Source organism: Alcanivorax sp. HI0044 (assembly GCF_001634945.1).
In genome coordinates this window covers 1-375 of the sequence record NZ_LWEZ01001051.1, presented here as the reverse complement: position 1 = coordinate 375, position 375 = coordinate 1, and the positions used below count along the sequence as shown (strand labels likewise).

At 56.8% G+C, this 375-nt stretch carries 1 pseudogene; it reads right to left on the bottom strand.

Features of this window, described 5'->3' with window-relative positions:
• A pseudogene (locus tag A3730_RS31670) lies at positions 1-375 on the bottom strand (hypothetical protein); the annotation flags it as partial.

The window sequence follows — 375 nt, the reverse complement described above, 5'->3', positions numbered from 1 at the left end:
TCGCCATCGGTGTCCGTGGTTTCAGCTGCATCATTTGGGAAGTCGTCCTCGCCATCGACCACGCCATCTTCGTCACGATCCGGATCGAAGGGCGCGTCGTCCTCCTCATTGAGCAGGCCATCGTCATCAATATCCGCATCACTGCTGTCCGGCATGCCATCCTGATCGATATCACTTTCGGTTTCTGCCGGCTCGATAACCGTGGTGGTGTTCTCGGCAGTAGACGTATCCGCGTCCACGCCGGTATCTGCCGTTTCTTCAGCCACCACACTGGCTACCTGGGATACGGTCTTGTTGGAACCGGGGATAGTGAGTGAAGAAGGATCCTGGGTGACCTTTGCTGCCACATCCGCGATGTTGGCAAAGGTGGCAATG